We start from the raw sequence: 15,405 nt of genomic DNA, 5'->3' as shown, positions 1-15,405 counted from the left end.
CCACCACATCACCATGCACTACGACAACGGCTGGCACTTCACCGACCGCCACGGCCAACCCATCCACACGGAAACCGACACCACCAGCAGATGACTGGGCCACCTGTGGCTCATTGACGAGCTGGCGGTGCTGGGTGGCACGGCACGCGGCCTGCGGCCTTGTCCAGCCTCGCCTTTCCTCTTGACGCTGATACCCCCGAGGGGTATATATGGACGTGCTGTCGCCCGACGGGCGTCACTGCTCAACTCAGGAGCGAATCCGATGAACGAACCACACCAGCACACCCCCGGCCAGCCTGTCGCCGACGACTCGGTAGTGCCACACGAGCACACCGCTCACGAGGGTCACACGGATCACGATGGTCAGGTGGGCCACGCGACGCACGAGGGTCACACGGACCACTCCGACCACAGCGCTCACACGGACCACGCTCACACGGACCACGGTGTCAGCACGGATCACACCGACCACGCAGACCACATGGGTCACGCGGACCACAGCGCCCACGCGGGGCACGCCGAGCACACTGGCCACGCCGGCCATGTCGAGCACGCTGGCCATGCCGAGCACACCGAGCATGCGGGCCACGAGGGTCACGGCGGCCACGCCGGCCATGGCGACCACGTCGGCCAGTTCCGGCGGCTGTTCTGGATCATGCTCGTCCTGGCCGTGCCGGTCGTCGGGTTCTCCGGCATGTTCGCGATGATTCTCGGCTACATGCTGCCCGCCGGCGGCTGGGTGAACGTGATCTCGCCGGTGCTCGGCACAGTCATGTACGCGTGGGGCGGACGGCCGTTCCTGACCGGCGCGGTCAGTGAGCTCCGCTCCCGCAAGCCCGGGATGATGCTGCTGATCGGTCTCGCGATCACCGTCGCCTTCGTCGCCTCCCTGGGCGCGAGCCTCGGGGTGCTCGACCACCAGCTCGACTTCTGGTGGGAGCTCGCCCTCCTGATCGTGATCATGCTGCTCGGCCACTGGATCGAGATGCGCTCGCTCGCGCAGACGACGTCGGCCCTGGACTCCCTCGCCGCGCTGCTGCCCGACGAGGCGGAGCGGGTCGACGGCGACCTGATCGTCAAGGTGGCGCCGGCCGACCTCGTGGTCGGCGACGTCGTCGTCGTGCGGCCCGGCGGGAGCATCCCCGCCGACGGCCGCGTCGTCGACGGGCGCGCCGAGATGGACGAGTCCATGGTGACGGGGGAGTCGCGCACCGTGCCCCGCGGCCTGGGCGAGCCCGTGACCGCCGGGACCGTCGCCACCGACTCCGGCCTGCGGATCGAGGTCACCGCCACCGGCGACGACACCGCCCTGGCCGGCATCCAGCGGCTGGTCACCGAGGCGCAGAACTCGTCGTCGCGCGCCCAGCGCCTGGCGGACGTCGCGGCAGGCTGGCTCTTCTGGTTCGCACTGGTCGCCGCGGCGATCACCGCGGTCGTCTGGTCGGCGGCCGGCATGCCCGACGACGCCGTCATCCGCACCATCACCGTGCTCGTGATCGCCTGCCCCCACGCCCTGGGCCTCGCGATCCCGCTGGTGGTCTCGATCGCCACCGAGCGGGCCGCCCGCGGCGGCGTCCTCATCAAGGACCGGCTGGCGCTCGAGAGCATGCGCACCGTCGACACCGTGCTGTTCGACAAGACCGGCACCCTCACCAAGGGCGAGCCCACCGTCGCCGACGCGCAGCCCGCGGGCGGCGCTACCGGAAGCCGCGCTACCGAAGACACAGTCGACGTCGACACGCTGGTCGCGCTCGCGGCGGCCGCCGAGTCGGACAGCGAGCACCCGCTCGCCAAGGCGATAGTGCGCGCCGCGCAGGAGCGCGGGCTCACCGTCCCTCGGGCGTTCGGCTTCTCCTCGTCTCCCGCGGTGGGCGTCACGGCCACGGTCGACGGCCACGAGATCCGGGTCGGCGGGCCGCGCCTGCTGGAGGAGAGCGGCCAGGACGAGCTGCCGGTGGCCGACGCCTGGCGCGGCGACGGCGCGATCATCCTGCACGTCCTGCGCGACGGCGCCGTCATCGGCGGGATCAAGCTCGCGGACGAGGTGCGCGCGGAGTCCGCGGACGCCGTCCGGAAGCTGCACGACCTGGGCGTCCAGGTGGTCATGATCACCGGCGACGCCGAGGCGGTGGCCCGGTCCGTCGCCGACGAGATCGGCGTCGACCGGTACTTCGCCGGCGTGCGGCCGTCAGACAAGTCCGCCAAGGTGCAGCAGCTCCAGGGCGAGGGCCGGAAGGTCGCGATGGTGGGCGACGGCGTCAACGACGCCCCGGCGCTGGCGCAGGCCGACGTCGGCATCGCCATCGGCGCAGGCACCGACGTGGCCATCGCGTCCGCCGGGGTCATCCTCGCCAGCGACGACCCCCGTTCGGTCCTGTCGGTGATCGAGCTGTCCCGTGCGAGCTACCGCAAGATGCAGCAGAACCTGTGGTGGGCGGCTGGGTACAACCTGATCTCCGTGCCGCTCGCGGCGGGCGTCCTGGCGCCCATCGGGTTCGTGATGCCGATGTCGGTGGGCGCCCTGCTGATGTCGCTCTCGACGGTCCTCGTCGCACTCAACGCCCAGCTCCTGCGCCGGCTGGACCTCCGCCCGGACAAGTAGCCCGATGCCCGGTCAGGGGGCGAAGTTGCATAGGCTGCTCGGCATGACGACACATCGAACGCAGATGGGGGCGCCATGGGTGGCCTGATGGGACTCCTGGACGACATCGCCGCGCTGGCGAAGCTGGCCGCGGCGTCGATCGACGACGTCGGGGCCGCCACGGGCCGCGCGACGGCGAAGGCGGCGGGTGTCGTGGTGGACGACACCGCCGTCACGCCGCAGTACCTGCGCAGCGTCGCGGCGCAGCGCGAGCTGCCGATCGTGTGGAAGATCGCCGTCGGCTCGATCCGGAACAAGCTGGTCTTCATCCTCCCGGCCGCGCTGCTGCTGAGCCAGTTCCTGCCGTGGCTGCTGCCCATCGTCCTCATGATCGGCGGCACGTACCTGGCCTACGAGGGCGCGGAGAAGATCTGGCACAAGGTCTCCGGCCACCACGACGCCGAGGTTCCGGCCACCGAGGTCAGCCCCGAGGCCGAGAAGCAGATGGTGGCGGGCGCGATCCGCACCGACCTGATCCTGTCGGCCGAGATCATGGTGATCGCGCTCGACGAGGTGGCCGACCAGACGTTCTGGTCCCGGCTGATCATCCTCGTCGTGGTGGCGTTCGTCATCACCGTCATCGTCTACGGCATCGTCGCGGCCATCGTGAAGATGGACGACGTCGGCCTGCGCCTGGCCGAGCGGAACTCCGGGTTCTCCAGAACGCTGGGCCGGGGCCTCGTCAAGGCGATGCCGAGGGTGCTCGCCGTCATCTCGGTGGTCGGCACCATCGCCATGCTGTGGGTGGGCGGGCACATCCTGCTCGTCAACCTCGGGGCCGACGGCACCGGCTGGGTGCCGGCGCCGTACGAGTGGGTGCACCACCTCGAGGTGGCGATCCATGACGGCACCGGCGCCCTGGGCGGCACGCTCGGCTGGCTCTTCAACACGCTGTGCTCAGCGATCGTCGGCCTGGTCGTCGGCGCCGTCGTGGTCGCGGTGCTGCACCTGCTGCCGTCCCGGAAGAAGGACGCCCCCGTCAGGGCCTGACGGGAGCGCCCCGGGCTCTAGTCAGGCGGCGCTGGTCAGGAACCGGCAGGGGTGCGGACGCTGGTGAAGACCATCGGCCCGCGCAGCGTGAAGCCGAGGCTCTCGTAGAGCCGGATCGCGTTCGTGTTGCTCGCGGCGGCGTGCAGCATGGCGCGCGCGCCGCGCTCGCGGATGTGGTGGGCGACGTCGAGCACGAGGCGCGAGGCCAGCCCCTGGCCGCGGTACCGCTCGTCGGTGGCGACGGCGCTGATCTCGGTCCAGCCCGTCGGCCGGAGGCGCTCGCCGGCCATGGCCGCGAGGCGCCCGTCGCGCCGGATCCCGACGTACCGGCCCAGCTCGTAGGTCCGGGGCAGGAACGGCCCGGGCTGCGCGCGTGCCACCAGGTCGAGCATCTCGGGGACGTCGGCGGCGCCCAGGAGCACCGCCTCGTCGTCCGGCCGGGAGCGAAGCCGCTCGGTCTCGACGAGCTGGACCCCGGCGAACGGCTCGCCGCGTTCCCAGCCGGACGGCAGCGCGACGGACTCAGGCGGGGCCGGGAACTCGGCGCCGTGCCCGACCAGGTCCACTATGGCGTCCCAGACGCCGGGGTCGTCCCAGGTCCGGACGGCGGCGAAGGGCGCGACGTCGGCCTGGTACCGGCGGACGAGGTCGCGGCCCTCGGCCAGGTGCGCGTGGGCTCCCGTGAGCGACGACCAGATCGCGTCGTCGAGCACTGCGTCGTCGAGCACTGCGTCGTCGAGCACTGCGTCGTCCAGGACGGACGGGCGCTCGCCTGAAGAGTGCTGGGCGGAAGGGTCGGCGTCGATGATGCTCATGCGAGGCTTCCGGACGTGATGTTCACGTTCACTCCCAACTGGCGCCCGGGCGAGCGCATTCCAGCTCAGCCGACCGGTGCGCGCCCGAGCCGGGTGATCGGCATTTCGTCAGTTAGTCGGCACCCCGGGTTGCCGACTACCTGACGAAATGCCGATCACCCGTTGCATGCCCCGCGTGAGGCTTGCCTTCGAGCGCGCTCTAAGGCCTAGCGTCCCGATCATGACGACATCCAGCGACAAGACATCCAGCGACAAGACATGGCTCATCACCGGCGCCAGCTCGGGCCTCGGCCTGGCCCTGGCCGAGGCCGCGCTGCGGGCCGGCGAACGGGTGGTCGGGACGGCGCGCCGGGCCGCCCGGTTCGACGCGCTCCAGGCCCGGTACGGGGACCGGCTGCTCGCGGTGGAGCACGACGTGCGGGACACGGACGCGGCCGCCGGCGTCGTGCAGCGGGCCCTGGAGGTGTTCGGACGGGTCGACGTGCTCGTCAACAACGCCGGCGTCGGCCAGGTCGGGGCGGCCGAGGAGATCACGGACGGTCAGCTGCGGGACATGCTGGACCAGCACCTCCTCGGCCCGGCCGCCTACGTGCGCGCCGTCCTCCCGCACCTGCGCGCACGCGGGTCGGGCGCGATCGTGCAGATGAGCAGCCAGGGCGGGCGCAGGTCGTTCCCGGCGGTCGGCAGCTACTCCGCCGGGAAGTTCGCCCTCGAGGGCTGGTCCGAGGCGCTCGCGGGCGAGGTCGCCCCGTTCGGGATCCGGGTGCTGATCGTGGAGCCCAGCCGGTTCCGCACCGAGTTCAACGCGTCCGAGGTGCTCAGGACGGCGACGCCGGACCCGTCCTACGACGCGGTGACCGGCGCGGTGCGCGCGAACATGGCCGAGGCCGACGGCATCCAGGAGGGCGACCCGGAGCGTGGCGCCTCGGTGATCCGCGACGTGCTCGACGCCCTCGACGCGCCGCTGCGGCTCCCGCTCGGCGCCGAGGCGGTCCGCAACCTCAGGCAGGCTTACGCGTCCGCGCTGGACGACGTCGAGAAGTGGGCCCGGGCGAGTGAGTCCGCGGACTTCCCGGGCGTGCCCCCGGCCGTCCGGGCGTTCTAGGCTGCCGATATGGCCACGGAGGAGCTGATGTCGCGGGCGCTGGCGGCGCTCGGGGAGGACGGCGCGCCGTCGGTCGAGGTGATCCATGCCCTCGCGGACCTGGACGGGCCGCCCGAGCCGATGACCATCGCGGAGGCCGCGGCCCACCTCGACGTCTCGCCCCACACGCTGCGCTACTACGAGCGGGCGGGCCTGGTCGAGGTGAGCCGCGACTCCACCGGCCATCGTGTGTACGACGCCGCGGCGGTGCGCCGCCTGGTGTTCCTCACGCGGATGCGGCTGTCGGGCATGCCGATGCGCGATCTGCAGCACTACATCGAGCTGGTCGACGCCGGGGAGCAGACCGAGCCCGAGCGGCTCGACATCCTGCTGGAGCACCGCGACACCATCCGCCGCCGGATCCGGGAGCTGACCCTCTCCCTGGCGGCCACGGAGTACAAGATCGCCACCTACGGGGGATCGACCGGGCCGGATCCGCGGCCGGCGGCCGACCAGGTCTAGTCGGCCGGAACCAGTCCACCGGTGGCCCGCCCTGGAAGTGACGGCGGGCACGTGATATGCATGAGTCATGCATGATAGAACGGCGAACCTGTTGGGCGCGGCGTCCCTCGCGGTAACCGACCTGCTGCTGGGCGCGACGTCGGCCGCTGCCGCCACCGGGCCGAGCGGCACGGCCGCGCTGGTCGTGCTGTCGAAGGCACCCGGGCTGTCCGCGACCGAGCTCGGCCGGCGGATCGGCCTGACCCAGTCGGCCGCGACGCGCATGGTGGACTCCCTGGAGTCGCGCGGGCTGGTCGAGCGGCGCACGTCGATCGGCAAGTGGGTAGCCGTGCACCCGACCGAGCAGGGCTGGCGGGCGGCGCGGGCCGTGCTGACGACCCGCGAGGACCGGGTCGCCGGCCTGCTCACGGACCTGGACGACGGCGAGCGGGCCACGCTCACGACGCTCCTCGAGAAGCTCCTGGTCGCGGCGTACGGCGAGAACCCGGACACGTTCCTGCTCTGCCGGCTCTGTGACCGGGAATCGTGCGGGGACGGCGCGACCACCCACTGCCCGGTCGGCGCCGCGGACGTCGAGGCACGAGCGGTCGAGGCGCGAGCACAGGGGGAGCAGGACGGTCGAGCGTAGGACGGTCGACCAGCACACGCCGGGCGCACGGCCGCGGCCACCAGGCGGAGCGATCGTCCTGACCTCGGCGTAGGCGCGCCCACGAAGGTGCGGTTCTACCCAGTGATTCGGCCCGAAAGTCGCAAAGTATGGGCCGAATCGCTGGGTAGAACCGCACTTCGGCGCAGGTCGCTCAGGGGCGGCGCGGCGGCGCGCTCGACCGGCGCTCGCGGAGCTGCGTGGCGATCTCGAGCTGTACCGTCGTCGTCCGGCCCGCCAGCTGTTCGAGCAGGAGCCGGGCCGCCTCCCGGCCCATGGTCACGCCGCTCTGGTCGACGCTGCTGAGCGAGACGAGCGGGTGGCGGGCGATCGGGATGTCGTCGTAGCCCACGACCGACACGTCGCGCTCGTCGAGCCCGGCGTCCGCGATGGCGCTCAGGACGCCGATCGCGAGGGTGTCGTTGCCGGCGAAGATCGCCGTCGGCGGCTCGGGGGAGTCGAGGACCGAGCGGGTCGCGGCGTGCGCCTCCGAGCCGTCGAACACGGTGTGGACCACCCTGGGCCGCAGGCCGAGCCCGAGCATGCGCTCGTGGTAGACGGCGTTGCGGATGACGTGCGGCTCGTCGCCGGCCTGGCCCGCCCAGGGCGGTTCCGGCCGCAACGGGTAGATGGTCAGGTGGACGATCCTGCGGTGGCCGAGCTCGATGAGGTGCGTCATGACCTGCTCGGCGCCGGAGCGGTCGTCGCCGGTGATCGTGTCGTAGCGGTCCGACGTGTCGTGCCTGCCGATCATCACCAGGGGAGTGCGTTCGGCGATCCGTTCCATCCAGGCCGGGTCCACCCGGGGCGAGATGGCCACTATGCCGTCGACCTGACGGTCCGCGAGGCTGTTGATCGCCATGTCGCTCTTCTGGTCCCGGCCGAGCGGGGCGATGATCAGCTGGTACGGGCTGGCGGCGAGCGCCTCGGTCGCACCGTCGACGATCATCGTCAGGAAGTCGTTGCCCACCTGGGGGATCTCGAACCCGAGCGTGAAGCTCGCGCCGCGCATCGCCCGCGCGGCGACCCGGGGCCGGTACTCCAGGCGCTCGATGGCGGCCTCGACCTGAGCCCGCATGCGGGCGCTGACACCGTAGGCGTTGCGGATCACCTTGGAGACCGCCGCGCGCGAGACGCCGGCCTCGCGGGCGACGTCCTCGATGGTGGACGGGCGGGGCCTGGGCGCCGGAGACCGGCCGTCGTCCGGCGGGGGTTCTGCTGGGGTCACGGCTCTGTTCCCGATTCTGTAGATCGGTTGACACCCTATAGGGCCCTCGCTAGCGTGGACCCGCTGAAAGGATTCATCGAGGGAGTGTAGATCGCTCTACGATCCTTTCGCTCTACAAGGAGGTAGAGAGATGTCCCAGGCAGTTCATCAGCCCCCTGCCCGTGAACCCGCAAGTCGTGGACGGAGCCCACGTCATCGCGCGGCGCTGGCCGCCGCAGCCGTCCCCCTGCTCGTGCTCGCCGGCTGCTCGTCGTCCGGCGACGACGGCGGAACCACCGAGATCACCTTTCTCACGACGAACGACGCGCCCAACCCCGAGACCGCCGAGGCCCTGGTCGAGGCCTTCGAGGCCGAGCACCCCGACATCTCGGTCAGCGTCGAGATCCGCCCGGGCGGCACCGAGGGCGACAACCTGATCAAGACCCGGCTGTCCACGGGGGAGATGGCCGACGTCTTCTTCTACAACTCCGGCTCGCTGCTGCAGGCGCTCAACCCGGACTCGTCGCTGGTCGACCTGAGCGACCAGGAGTGGGTCGGCTCGCTGACCGAGGAGTTCGTCCCCGTCGCGAGCACCGACAACGGGCTCTACGGGGCGCCGCTGGGCGCGTCGTTCGCGGGCGGCGTCGTCTACAACAAGCCGCTCTATGAGGAGCTCGGGCTGACGGTCCCGGAGACCTGGGACGAGTTCATGGCGAACAACGAGAAGATCGCCGCCGAGGGCGACGGGGTCGCGCCGGTCATCCAGACCTACGGCGAGACGTGGACGAGCCAGCTCTTCGTGCTGGGCGACTTCGCCAACGTGCTCGCCGTCGACCCGGAGTGGGCCGACCAGTACACGGCGCACCAGCGGTCCTACGCCGACGAGCCGGCGCTCGAAGGGTTCCAGCACCAGCAGGAGGTGGCCGAGGCCGGCTACTTCAACGAGGACTTCCCGTCCGCGACGTTCCCGGACGGCGCCCGCATGGTCGCCGAGGGCGAGGGCGTGCACTACCCGATGCTGTCGAGCGTGATCCAGACGGTCCTGCAGAACACGCCCGACGGGGTCGACGACCTCGGCTTCTTCGCGCTGCCCGCCGAGGACGCCGAGAACACCCAGGCGACCATCTGGCAGCCGAATGCGCTGTACGTCCCGCGGTCCACCGAGGGCGCCGAGCTCGAGGCGGCCAAGGAGTTCGTCGCGTTCGCCAACAGCGACGCCGGGTGCGCGGTCCAGAACGAGCTGCTCCCGCCCGCCGGCCCGTACGCGGGCACGTGCGACGTGCCGGACGACGCCCCGCCGCTGCTCGACGACATCCAGGCCTACTTCGACGAGGGCCGGACCGCGAACGCGCTCGAGTTCCTGTCCCCGGTCAAGGGCCCGAACCTGGAGAAGGTCACCGTCGAGGTCGGCTCCGGCATCCGCAGCGCCGAGGACGCCGCGGCGTTCTACGACCAGGACGTCGAGAGCCAGGCCAAGCAGCTCGGTCTCGAGGGATGGTAGCCGCGCTCCAGACCGAGGTGCGGCCCGGCGGGCGCCGTCGTGCGGCGGGCTCCACCTCGGCGACCCAGCGCAGCATCTACCCGTCGTGGTTCCTGCTGCCGGCCGCGGCGCTGTACCTGGTGTTCTTCGCGGTGCCGACGTTCGCGTCGTTCTGGTTCAGCCTGACCCGCTGGACGCTGTTCGACACCGAGTTCATCGGCCTGGAGAACTACGTCCAGTTCTTCTCCGAGCCGCAGCTCTCGCGCGGCTTCGTGAACACCCTGGTCTACGGCTTCGTGACGTCGGGCGCCAAGGTGGTGCTCGGGCTGGCGCTGGCCGTGCTGCTCACCTCGCAGCTCGTCGGGCGTGGCTACCTGCGCTCCGTGGTGTTCTTCCCGGTGCTGGTCTCCACGATCGGCGTCGGCATCACGTTCAAGGCACTGCTCGACCCGTTCGACGGCGTGGTCAACACCATGCTCGCCGCGCTCGGGATCGACGGGCCCGGGTGGTTCACCGACCCCGCCCAGGCGCTGCTGACGATCGCCGCCGTCGACGTCTGGAAGGGGCTTGGCATCGCGACGCTCATCTACATCGCGGGCATCGTCGCCATCCCGCAGGAGTACTACGAGGCCGCGCGGGTCGACGGCGCCGGCGCCTGGCAGCAGTTCCGGTCCATCACGCTGCCCCTGGTGCAGCCCGCCACGGCGACGGTCATCATCCTGTCGCTGATCGGCGGCCTGCGGTCGTTCGACCTGATCTGGGCGACCACCGGCGGCGGCCCCGGCTTCACGAGCGACGTCATCGGGTCGGTCATCTACAAGCAGTACCAGGCGGGCTTCTACGGGCTGTCCACCGCGGGCAACGTGATCCTCTTCCTCGTGGTGACGGCGGTCATGGTGCCGATCTCGATGCTGCTGAACCGGAAGGAGGTCGACCGATGAGGCGCACCGGATCCCGAGCCTCTTCCCTGGCCGCCGGCACGGTGGCCATCCTCGCGTCGGTGGTGGTCTTCCTCGTGCCGTTCGCGTTCATCTTCCTGACGGCGGCCAAGGACGCGTCCGACGCGTCGCGCCTGCAGTTCTCCTGGCCGCAGGACTGGGCCTTCGCCGAGAACCTCACCGAGGTGCTCGCCACGCGCGACGGCATAGTGGTCCGCGCCTTCGTGAACAGCACGATCCTCACCGTGGTGAGCGTCGTCGTGATGGTGATCCTCGCCGCGATGGTCGGGTACCTGCTGCAGCGGCGCCGCTCGCGGTTCAACGGGGTCGTCAACTTCTTCGTGCTGGCCGGCCTGATCGTGCCGCCCGCCGTCGTCCCGACGATCTGGGTGCTGCAGCGGGTCGGGCTGTTCAAGACGATGCCCGGGCTGATCCTCATCGAGGCGACCTTCGGCCTCTCGTTCTGCATCCTGCTGTTCCGCGCGTTCGTCGCGACGATCCCGCGCGAGCTCGACGAGGCCGCCGTCATCGACGGCGCCGGGCCGCTGCGGCTCTTCTTCGCCGTCATCCTGCCGCTGCTGCGGCCGGTGATCATCACCGTGGTCGTGGTGCAGGCGGTGGCCGTGTTCAACGACTTCACCAACCCCCTGTACTTCCTGCCCGGGGACGAGAACGCGACGGTCCAGCTCACGCTCTACAACTTCCAGAGCCAGATGGTCAGCCAGTTCAACCTGCTGTTCATGGACATCCTGCTGATCACCGTGCCGCCCCTGGTCATGTACATCTTCTTCAACCGCCAGATCGTGGCCGGCATGACGTCCGGCGCGGTCAAGGGCTGAAAGGCTCACCTGTGAACAACGAATCCCCGAACGCCGCCAGTACGACGTCGGTCAGCAGGGTGCGCGTCGAGCGCCGCACCGACGGCGCCTTCGCCGACACGCCGACGCCGCGACTGAGCTGGACCGTCGATTCCGCCGTGCCGGGCTGGTGGCAGGCCGGCGCCGAGGTGCGGCTCGACGGCGGGCAGGCGGGAGAGCGGGTGCAGCGCCTGGAGACCGACGAGTCCCGGTTCGTCGCCTGGCCGTTCGAGCCGCTGCGCCCGCACGCTCGGCACACCGTGGAGGTGCGCGTCACCGGCGTCGACGGCGGCACCTCGCCGTGGAGCGACCCGGTCACCGTGCGCAGCACGTTCCTGGCCGACGGCGAGTGGGTGGCGCCGTTCGTCGGGCTCGCCGGCTCCGGCGCTGAGGACGGCGCGGGCACCGAAGACGGCGCGGCCGCCGCAGGGCCTGCCGAGCCGGCGACCCCCGGCCTGCTCCGCACCGAGCTCGACCTCGACGGCGACGTCGCCCGGGCCACGCTCTACGCGTCCGCCCACGGCGTCTACCAGGTGGAGATCAACGGGCAGGACGTCGACGACGCCGTGCTCAAACCGGGCTGGACCGCCTATCAGCACCGCCTCGTGCACGAGGCGACCGACGTGACGGCGCTGCTGCGCGCAGGCGCGAACGCCGTCGGCGTCCGCCTGGCGGGCGGGTGGTGGACCGAGCGGTACGGCTTCCACGGCGCCGCCCGGACCTTCTACGGGGAGCAGCCCGCCGTGGCGGTCCAGCTGCACGTCGAGCTCGCCGACGGGACGACCCGGGTCCTGACGACGGGGCCGGACTGGCGCGGGTCGGCGACCGGCGTCGTCGTGGCGAGCGGCATCTACGCGGGCGAGCGGATCGACGCCCGCCGCGCCGCGCCGGGCTGGAGCCTGCCGGGATTCGACGACTCGTCGTGGCCGGCTGTGCGGGTGGACGCGGGGGTCGACACGGGGACCGATACAGGGGTCGGCGCGCCAGGCGTCGTGCCCGAGCCCGCGATCGCGGAACCCGTGCGCCGGGTCGAGGAGATCGCCGTCCGCGAGGTGATCACCACGCCGTCCGGGCGCACCGTGCTCGACTTCGGGCAGAACCTGGTGGGCCGGCTCCGCGTGCGGGTCACGGGGGAGCGTGGCCAGGTCGTCACCCTCCGGCACGCCGAGGTGCTGGAGCATGGCGAGCTCGGCGTCCGCCCGCTGCGGGACGCCGCGGCCACGGACCATCTGGTGCTCTCGGGCGGCGACGACGTGCTCGAGCCCGAGTTCACCTTCCACGGGTTCCGGTACGCCGAGGTCGACGGCTGGCCCGGCGAGCTCGACCTGGAGACCGCCACGGCGGCGATCACCGCCGTCGTCATCAGCAGCGACATGCGGCGCACCGGCTGGTTCGAGTGCTCGGACGAGCGGGTCAACCGGCTGCACGAGAACGTGGTCTGGGGCATGCGCGGCAACTTCGTCTCCCTGCCCACGGACTGCCCCCAGCGCGACGAGCGCCTCGGCTGGACCGGCGACATCCAGGTCTTCGGCCCGACGGCGAGCTACCTGTTCGACAGCGACGCGTTCCTTGCCTCCTGGCTGCGCGACGTCGCCGCCGAGCAGGCCGAGCGCGACGGCGTCTGCCCCGTCGTCGTGCCGATGGTGCTCCCCTTCGGGACCGAGCCCGCCGCCGCCTGGGGCGACGCCGCCACCGTCGTGCCGACGACGCTGCTGGAGCGGTTCGCCGACCGGCGGGCGCTCGCCGAGCAGTACCCGAGCATGCGGGCCTGGGCCGACGTCCTGCTCGGCGTTGCCGGCGACCGGCTGCTGTGGGAGGGCGGCTTCCAGTTCGGGGACTGGCTCGACCCGGACGCGCCGCCGGACGACCCCGCCGGCGCGAAGACCGCCCCCGACATCGTGGCGAGCGCCTACCTGGTGCGCTCGCTGCAGCTCGTCGCACGGGCGGCGCGCGAGCTGGGCCACGGGCAGGACGCGGCCACGTACGGTGACCTCGCCGAACGAGCGCGGCAGGCCTGGGTGGGGGAGTACACGACGCCGTCGGGCCGCATCGTGTCGGACGCGCAGACCGCCTACGCGCTCGCGATCGCGTTCGACCTGGTCGACGACGCGACGCGCGCGGCGATGGGGGACCGGCTCGCGTCGCTCGTGCGGCGTGCCGACCACCGCATCGGCACGGGGTTCGTGGGCACCCCGATCATCCAGGACGCGCTCACCACCACCGGCCACGCCGACGTCGCGGCCCGCCTGCTGCTCCAGACCGGCGTGCCGTCCTGGCTGTACGCCGTGACGATGGGCGCGACGACGATCTGGGAGCGGTGGGACAGCATGCTGCCCGACGGCAGCATCAACCCCGGCGAGATGACGTCGTTCAACCACTACGCCTTCGGGGCTGTCGCCGACTGGCTGCACCGCACCGTGGCCGGGCTGGCGCCGGCTGCGCCCGGCTACCGGAAGCTGCGGGTCGCGCCGGTCCCGATCGTGGGGCTGGACCGGGCCGCGACGCGCTTCGAGACCCCGTACGGCACGGCGGAGGCCGGCTGGGAGGCGCGGGACGGGCAGATCGTCGTACGCGCGGTGGTGCCCGCGAACGCCTCGGCGGTCGTCGTCCTGCCGGGCGGCAGGGACGACGCCGACGGCGCCGCGGGCGACCAGATCGACGTGGGGTCCGGCGAGCACGAGTGGACGGTGCCCGACCCCCGATGGGTCAGCGCGCGTCGAGCAGCGTCGTGAAGCCGAGCTGGTCGTAGCCGCCGCCGTTGCCGTAGTCCCCGCCGCCGCCGTCGGGCCGGATGCGTTGCGCCATGCGCCGGGTCCAGGGCGCCGAGAGGCCCCTGCGCCCGGCGTAGTGGCCCAGGACCATGTCCCAGACGGGCCGGACGTGGCCGCGTGAGTAGTCGCTGACCACCGTGTGGGTCGCCCATCCGACGTGCGAGGCGATGGAGAGAGGGCCGGACTGCCACGTGTAGTCGGTGAACGGGACGTCGTAGCCGAGGTTGTACTTGGCGACGTACTCGGCGGCCTTGAGGAAGCGGTTGTTGTCGTAGCCGTAGCAGTCGACGCCCTGGTGCCAGGCCATCTCGCAGAAGGTGGCCATCATGCCGATGCCCATCACGGTGTGCCCCTGGTCGCGGCCGGCCTCCTGCCACTGGGCCAGGCCCTCGCGCTCGTACACGAACGGGACGGCGTGCTTGATGGACCCGTTGCCCTTGCCGCTCTTGAAGTAGCCGATGGCCTGGTTCACCAGGTCCTTGCGGTCGGTGAAGGCACCGATGGCGAGCACCGAGCACATGTTGCACAGGTCCCAGTTGGCCCAGTAGTTCGTGATCACCGCGCCGTTGTGGTTCCTGAGGAAGTCGTCGTTCATCGGGTAGAAGATCCCGAGCAGCATCTTCTTGAAGCGCGGCAGGTCGAAGTCGGGGTGGTCGCGCACGAGCTCGGCGGCGTTCGCCCACTGGTAGCCGTGGATCCCTGCCGCGAGGAACCGGTCGGCGTTGCCGCCCAGCGACCGCATGGTGCCCGACCAGGCGTTGAGGATGCGGACGGCGGCGTCGCCGTGGGCCTTCTCTCCGCTGATCCGCCAGCGCAGGGCGTTCTGGTAGGCGGCGTGGATGTCGGCGTACATCTGGCCGACGTTGTCGCCGGGGACGCCGCGGATCACGTCCTGCAGCGGACGGGGTTGCCAGTCGGCGGCCGACCGGCCGTTGGCGACCAGGCGGTCCCAGCCCGACGTCCAGGGCTGGGCGCCGGCGGCGACCTTGCCGGCGACGCGTTCGAGGTCGGCCGCGGAGTGCAGCAGGCCGGGCCGCGTCGGGTCGAGCGGCTTGGGGGTCGGCGAGGGTGTCGCCGACGGGGTGCCGGACGGCGACGCCGATGCCGATGCCGATGCCGCCGCCGATGCCGAGGGAGAGGTCGATGGTGACGGGGACCCCGACGGGGATGCCGAGGGCGACGCCGAGGGTGATCCGGACGGCGACGCGCTCGGGGACCCGCCCGGTCCCCGGAGGCCGGCCGGGGCAGCCGAGCCGTTCGAGCCCGCGAGCGCCGTCGTCCCGGTTCCGTCCGGTCGGGCGGCCCAGGCGGACCAGGCGATGAAGGGGACCGCGGCGGCCGCGCCGGCGATGACGGCCCGGCGGGTGATCTTGCCGGTCGAGGAGAGCGGTCCGCGGGCGTGGCTCGCCCGCGGACCGGTGGTGTCCTTCGGAGACATGCTGTTCCGTTCGATC

The 15,405-nt window shown here is 71.7% G+C and carries 13 protein-coding genes; 9 read left to right on the top strand and 4 right to left on the bottom strand.

All coding sequences use genetic code 11. The features are described 5' to 3' along the window. Positions 1–247: 247 nt before the first annotated feature. A complete protein-coding gene (locus ACFT2C_RS12975; protein WP_377207473.1) occupies positions 248–616 on the bottom strand; it encodes a hypothetical protein in 369 nt (122 codons plus the stop codon). A gap of 39 nt (positions 617–655) precedes the next feature. Here ACFT2C_RS12975 and ACFT2C_RS12970 point away from each other — a divergent pair, with 39 nt between their 5' ends. Both ACFT2C_RS12970 and ACFT2C_RS12965 read left to right on the top strand, forming a co-directional pair. Next, entirely contained in the window at positions 656–2,602 is a 1,947-nt protein-coding gene (locus ACFT2C_RS12970) for a heavy metal translocating P-type ATPase (protein ID WP_377207472.1), read from the top strand. Between the two features lie 87 nt (positions 2,603–2,689). Continuing rightward, complete coding sequence (locus ACFT2C_RS12965; RefSeq protein ID WP_377207471.1) at positions 2,690–3,631, top strand: DUF808 domain-containing protein; 942 nt, start codon at positions 2,690–2,692, stop codon at positions 3,629–3,631. A gap of 35 nt (positions 3,632–3,666) precedes the next feature. Here ACFT2C_RS12965 and ACFT2C_RS12960 read toward each other — a convergent pair whose 3' ends face one another. Continuing rightward, positions 3,667–4,446, bottom strand: coding sequence for a GNAT family N-acetyltransferase (locus ACFT2C_RS12960; RefSeq protein WP_377207470.1), 780 nt, complete (start codon positions 4,444–4,446; stop codon positions 3,667–3,669). Positions 4,447–4,666: 220 nt separating this feature from the next. Here ACFT2C_RS12960 and ACFT2C_RS12955 point away from each other — a divergent pair, with 220 nt between their 5' ends. The 3 genes from ACFT2C_RS12955 (at position 4,667) to ACFT2C_RS12945 (ending at position 6,680) form a co-directional block, all read left to right on the top strand. Continuing rightward, the gene (locus ACFT2C_RS12955) at positions 4,667–5,551 is read left to right on the top strand and encodes an SDR family NAD(P)-dependent oxidoreductase (protein WP_377207469.1); all 885 of its coding nucleotides are present in this window, start codon (positions 4,667–4,669) and stop codon (positions 5,549–5,551) included. Positions 5,552–5,560: 9 nt separating this feature from the next. Continuing rightward, on the top strand, positions 5,561–6,052 hold the full coding sequence (locus ACFT2C_RS12950; RefSeq protein ID WP_377207468.1) for a MerR family transcriptional regulator: 492 nt from the start codon (positions 5,561–5,563) through the stop codon (positions 6,050–6,052). Between the two features lie 67 nt (positions 6,053–6,119). Beyond that, positions 6,120–6,680, top strand: coding sequence for a MarR family winged helix-turn-helix transcriptional regulator (locus ACFT2C_RS12945; RefSeq protein WP_377207467.1), 561 nt, complete (start codon positions 6,120–6,122; stop codon positions 6,678–6,680). A 172-nt stretch (positions 6,681–6,852) separates the two neighbouring features. Here the strand turns inward: ACFT2C_RS12945 and ACFT2C_RS12940 are convergent, their stop codons facing one another. Next, positions 6,853–7,926: a LacI family DNA-binding transcriptional regulator gene (locus tag ACFT2C_RS12940; protein WP_377207466.1), complete on the bottom strand. Its 1,074-nt coding sequence runs from the start codon at positions 7,924–7,926 to the stop codon at positions 6,853–6,855. Between the two features lie 130 nt (positions 7,927–8,056). Between ACFT2C_RS12940 and ACFT2C_RS12935 the strand changes: the two genes are divergently transcribed. From ACFT2C_RS12935 to ACFT2C_RS12920, 4 genes are read left to right on the top strand one after another with little or no spacing between them, the layout of a single operon-like run. Further along, positions 8,057–9,406: an ABC transporter substrate-binding protein gene (locus ACFT2C_RS12935; protein WP_377207465.1), complete on the top strand. Its 1,350-nt coding sequence runs from the start codon at positions 8,057–8,059 to the stop codon at positions 9,404–9,406. After that, positions 9,400–10,326 carry a carbohydrate ABC transporter permease gene (locus tag ACFT2C_RS12930; RefSeq protein WP_377207464.1) on the top strand — a complete coding sequence of 309 codons (927 nt, stop codon included), beginning with the start codon at positions 9,400–9,402 and terminating at the stop codon, positions 10,324–10,326. The genes ACFT2C_RS12935 and ACFT2C_RS12930 overlap by 7 nt, the downstream gene beginning before the upstream one ends. Continuing rightward, positions 10,323–11,162, top strand: a complete 840-nt coding sequence (locus tag ACFT2C_RS12925) for a carbohydrate ABC transporter permease (protein ID WP_377207463.1) — start codon at positions 10,323–10,325, stop codon at positions 11,160–11,162. The genes ACFT2C_RS12930 and ACFT2C_RS12925 overlap by 4 nt, the downstream gene beginning before the upstream one ends. 11 nt (positions 11,163–11,173) lie before the next feature. Next, positions 11,174–13,912: a family 78 glycoside hydrolase catalytic domain gene (locus tag ACFT2C_RS12920; RefSeq protein ID WP_377207462.1), complete on the top strand. Its 2,739-nt coding sequence runs from the start codon at positions 11,174–11,176 to the stop codon at positions 13,910–13,912. On the opposite strand, the gene ACFT2C_RS12915 is transcribed toward ACFT2C_RS12920, so the two are convergent. Continuing rightward, a complete protein-coding gene (locus ACFT2C_RS12915; protein ID WP_377207461.1) occupies positions 13,887–15,389 on the bottom strand; it encodes an alginate lyase family protein in 1,503 nt (500 codons plus the stop codon). The two genes, ACFT2C_RS12920 and ACFT2C_RS12915, sit on opposite strands and share 26 nt — an antisense overlap. Positions 15,390–15,405: the final 16 nt, after the last annotated feature.

This window comes from Promicromonospora sp. NPDC057138, assembly GCF_042670845.1.
In the GTDB taxonomy this organism is placed as follows: domain Bacteria; phylum Actinomycetota; class Actinomycetes; order Actinomycetales; family Cellulomonadaceae; genus Promicromonospora.
This window is presented reverse-complemented; position numbering and strand designations above follow the sequence as displayed.